This is a genomic window from Synechococcus sp. 65AY6A5 (genome assembly GCF_002760415.1).
Lineage (GTDB): Bacteria > Cyanobacteriota > Cyanobacteriia > Thermostichales > Thermostichaceae > Thermostichus.
The window spans coordinates 587,307-590,490 of the sequence record NZ_AXUW01000001.1; the positions used below are offsets into that span (position 1 = coordinate 587,307).

At 57.9% G+C, this 3,184-nt stretch carries 6 protein-coding genes; 3 read left to right on the top strand and 3 right to left on the bottom strand.

Features of this window, described 5'->3' with window-relative positions:
• On the bottom strand, window positions 1-182 hold a 182-nt coding region (locus SYN65AY6A5_RS02690), incomplete at its 3' end, for a helix-turn-helix domain-containing protein (RefSeq protein WP_143597127.1).
• 54 nt (window positions 183-236) lie between these two features.
• Window positions 237-386 (bottom strand): hypothetical protein, encoded by a 150-nt coding sequence (locus SYN65AY6A5_RS13945; RefSeq protein WP_168173344.1) that lies wholly within the window; start codon window positions 384-386, stop codon window positions 237-239.
• Between the two features lie 87 nt (window positions 387-473).
• Here SYN65AY6A5_RS13945 and SYN65AY6A5_RS02695 point away from each other — a divergent pair, with 87 nt between their 5' ends.
• From SYN65AY6A5_RS02695 to rimI, 3 genes are read left to right on the top strand one after another with little or no spacing between them, the layout of a single operon-like run.
• A complete protein-coding gene (locus SYN65AY6A5_RS02695; protein ID WP_240530386.1) occupies window positions 474-1,640 on the top strand; it encodes a 5-(carboxyamino)imidazole ribonucleotide synthase in 1,167 nt (388 codons plus the stop codon).
• Window positions 1,637-2,062, top strand: coding sequence for a hypothetical protein (locus tag SYN65AY6A5_RS02700; RefSeq protein ID WP_099813122.1), 426 nt, complete (start codon window positions 1,637-1,639; stop codon window positions 2,060-2,062). The genes SYN65AY6A5_RS02695 and SYN65AY6A5_RS02700 overlap by 4 nt, the downstream gene beginning before the upstream one ends.
• A gap of 6 nt (window positions 2,063-2,068) precedes the next feature.
• Window positions 2,069-2,596 carry a ribosomal protein S18-alanine N-acetyltransferase gene (gene rimI, locus SYN65AY6A5_RS02705; protein WP_099813123.1) on the top strand — a complete coding sequence of 176 codons (528 nt, stop codon included), beginning with the start codon at window positions 2,069-2,071 and terminating at the stop codon, window positions 2,594-2,596.
• Window positions 2,597-2,920: 324 nt separating this feature from the next.
• On the opposite strand, the gene SYN65AY6A5_RS02710 is transcribed toward rimI, so the two are convergent.
• Window positions 2,921-3,184, bottom strand: a 264-nt coding sequence (locus SYN65AY6A5_RS02710; protein ID WP_206336950.1) for a transposase, incomplete at its 5' end; no start/stop codon positions are given.

A 3,184-nucleotide genomic window follows, 5' to 3' on the forward strand; every position in this document is an offset into this window, starting at 1 on the left:
TTGGGCGCTCTGTTCGCGTCAGCGGGCCGGAGGCCAATGTAGCTGTCGAGGTCATACCTTCTCGCCCTACCGGATGGTGTACGTGTTGCATTGATCCAGCCCTTCTGTTCCCATCGCCTCAAGGTGTGGAGACACACCCCAAAATAATCCGCCGCTTCTCTCGGTTTTACATATCTAGCCATGCCAAGCAGCCATACTGAACATACTGTACATTATTTTCAGTATAGTCCAGCATATCATTGACTAGAGTCATGCTCTTCTGGGGAAACCTCTTGATCGGCTGCGACGGCATTGAGGATCTGCTGTTGTTCAGCGCGGGTTAAGACCTTATCTGCCAAAGCCCGGTCGATCAAAGCTCTGAGCTCAGAAGGTTGAGGGGGTTCCACCGTTTTTCTCCTAGCGCTAGAGGGCAAGGGATCCCATAATGGGTTTTGGATCCAAGCAGGCACACCCGTCAGTATAGCGAGACAGTGGTGGAACCCCAAGTATCCCCAAAAAACCAGAGCTTCCAACCGGTGGGGGTGATCGGCGGTGGGCAGTTGGCGCAGATGTTGGCTTTGGCGGCTCGCCCATTGGGGATCCCGCTGATTGTTCAGGCTGCCGCTCCTACCGATCCGGCGGTGGCCGTGGCCGACGGCGTGGTCTGGGGTGCCGTGACCGACACCCAGGCCACAGCCCAGTTGCTGCAACGCTGCCCGGTGGTAACTTTTGAGAACGAGTTCATCCCGCTGGCGGAGCTGCAAAAACTGGATCCGCAGGGATCCCGCTTTCGTCCTCGCCTGAGCACGCTAGAGCCGCTGCTGGACAAGTTGCACCAACGGCAGTTTCTGGCAGAGCTGGGGATGCCGGTGCCGGCTTTTTGGCCTGCGGAGACGGCAGATCTACCTAGCCTGAGCTTTCCCTTGGTGCTCAAGCGGCGGCGGCAGGGCTACGATGGGCAGGGCACCCGCATCCTGCCCGACCCAGCAACCTTGCAACAGGCTCTGGCTGAGTATGCCGGGATCCCGCTGCTGGTTGAAGAGTGGATCCCGTTTGAGCGGGAGCTGGCGGTGATGGTGGCGCGAGGGCTGACGGGAGAAATCCAGATCTACCCCGTGGTGGAGACGGTTCAAGTTAACCAAGTCTGTCGCCACGTCTTGGTGCCCGCCCGCATCCCTTCCTCTGTTGAGGCCGAGATCCGGGATTTGGCGGTCAAGGTGATGGAAAAATTGGATGCGGTGGGCGTGTTTGCCATCGAGCTGTTCTGGGTGCCGCCGCCCCACCCCAAGGCCGGGATCTGGATCAACGAAATCTCGCCGCGGGTTCACAACTCCGGCCACTACACCCTGGAAGCCTGCCACACCTCGCAATTTGAGCAGCATCTGCGGGCCATCCTCGGTCTCCCCTTGGGGGATCCCTCCCTCAAGTGTGGGGGGGCGGTGATGGTCAACCTCTTGGGCTACGAGCACTCCACCGGCGACTATGCCGAGCAGCGGCAGCGCTTGGCTGCGATCCCCAATGCCACGGTGCACTGGTACCACAAGACCCCCGCCCGCCCGGGGCGCAAGCTGGGCCATGTTACCGTCTGTCTGCCGAGCCCCCCCTCTCCTTCGGAAGCAGCGGCCCTTGTCCGCACCCTCGAATCCTTTTGGCAGCCATGAGCCAAGCGTCGGATCCCTCTTTTTCTCCGGCCATCCAAACCCTGATCCAGGCCATGCAAAGGCGGGATGTGCCCGCGGTAGCTCAGCAGGTCAACGGCCTCTCCCCCCAAGAGCGCTCCGCGGTGTTGACTCCCGCTCTCCAATACCTTGCCGAGGTGGATCCCGACAGCGCCCGCTGGTTTGTTCGCCACCTCATGGCCCCTGCCGTCAAAGCCCAACTGCGAGCAGGGATCCTCAAAGCCGCCCAAGATTACCTGCAAGAGGCCGGCTTCCAAGAAGGGATCGATTACGAGCTCAAGCCCCATCCCCAATCGGGGGGTCAGATCTTAAGCCTTAGCCGCCGAGCCCTGCCCTATGCCGCCCCCGATGACGATCCCTTTGGGCAGTTGTTGCTGGCCGAGTTCTGCGAATTGCGGGACTAGACCACCATGAGCGGTACGAGTTATCGGCTGCAGGTGCTCGACCTCACCGCCCTGCCCCAATTGCTGGAGCTGGATCGCCGCTGCTACGGCGGATACTGGGGAGAACAGGGCTATCGCGCGGAGCTGGAAAGACCCAGCAGCACGGTGATCGGGGTTGTGGCGGAACCGGCTGCCGCTGGCGCTTCCTGTGGCTTGGGCCGAACGGAGTTCCCCCCTCCCTCTCCAGACCTCGCGACGCAAACGACCCAAGCGCTCGTGGGCTTTGGCATCCTCTGGCGCATCGAAGAAGAAGCCCACATCATCTCGTTGGCGGTGGATCCTGCCCATCGGCGGCGTGGTTTGGGTCGAAGGATCCTGGAGGAGCTGTTGAGCCAAGCCAGGGCAGCAGGCTGTCGCTGGGCCACGTTGGAGGTGAGGGCTTCTAACCAGGCCGCCATCCGCCTCTATGAATCGGCAGGGTTTCAATTGCTGGGACGCCGCAAGGGCTATTACAGCGGAGAAGATGCGCTGGTCTATTGGAAAAAGCCAATCTAGAAAAGCAACAACACTGAAAATTTGTGGAAGTTCGCAACCAGATCCCTAGACAAACCGGCAGCCAAGTCTGGCAATCCTACAGAAGATCAATATCGACAGAGCTTTAACTGCCCGGCTGAACTTGTCGTTATTTTGTAGGTTTTGTAGATCATTCAGATTTCCTCTTCTCCTGGACGCAAGCTGCCAGATGTAACTTTTTTAGGCAAAATTTGGCTACAGCCAATTAGGAGCATCTTTTGCGATTTAAGATTGCAATTAGATAAATGGCTGCGGACAATCTGACGATAGGCCAAGACATACTACAACCTACAGCCTGTTAAGGGCTCAAGGGGTACAACAGCAGCACTTAGCAAACCAACTTCGGAAGGAGGATGGATTGATCAGTAGTAAAGAAGTCTTCACTATCTGCTCCATGCTATATTTCCCAATTCTGCAAAGCTGCCGAATAAAATGCTTCAACACCGACCACATCATCTCAATGGGATTCAACTCCGGCGCATACACAGGCAGGTATAGGATTCGTGCTCCTGTCCCCCTAATCAATTCCTCAACTTCCCGACTCTTGTGGATATTTAAATTGTCCATAAT

What these genes read in the sequence shown, in the direction of transcription:
- SYN65AY6A5_RS02700 (WP_099813122.1), top strand. Translation starts at nt 1,637, where the DNA reads ATGAGCCAAGCGTCGGATCCCTCTTTTTCTCCGGCCATCCAAACCCTG.
- rimI (WP_099813123.1), top strand. Translation starts at nt 2,069, where the DNA reads ATGAGCGGTACGAGTTATCGGCTGCAGGTGCTCGACCTCACCGCCCTG.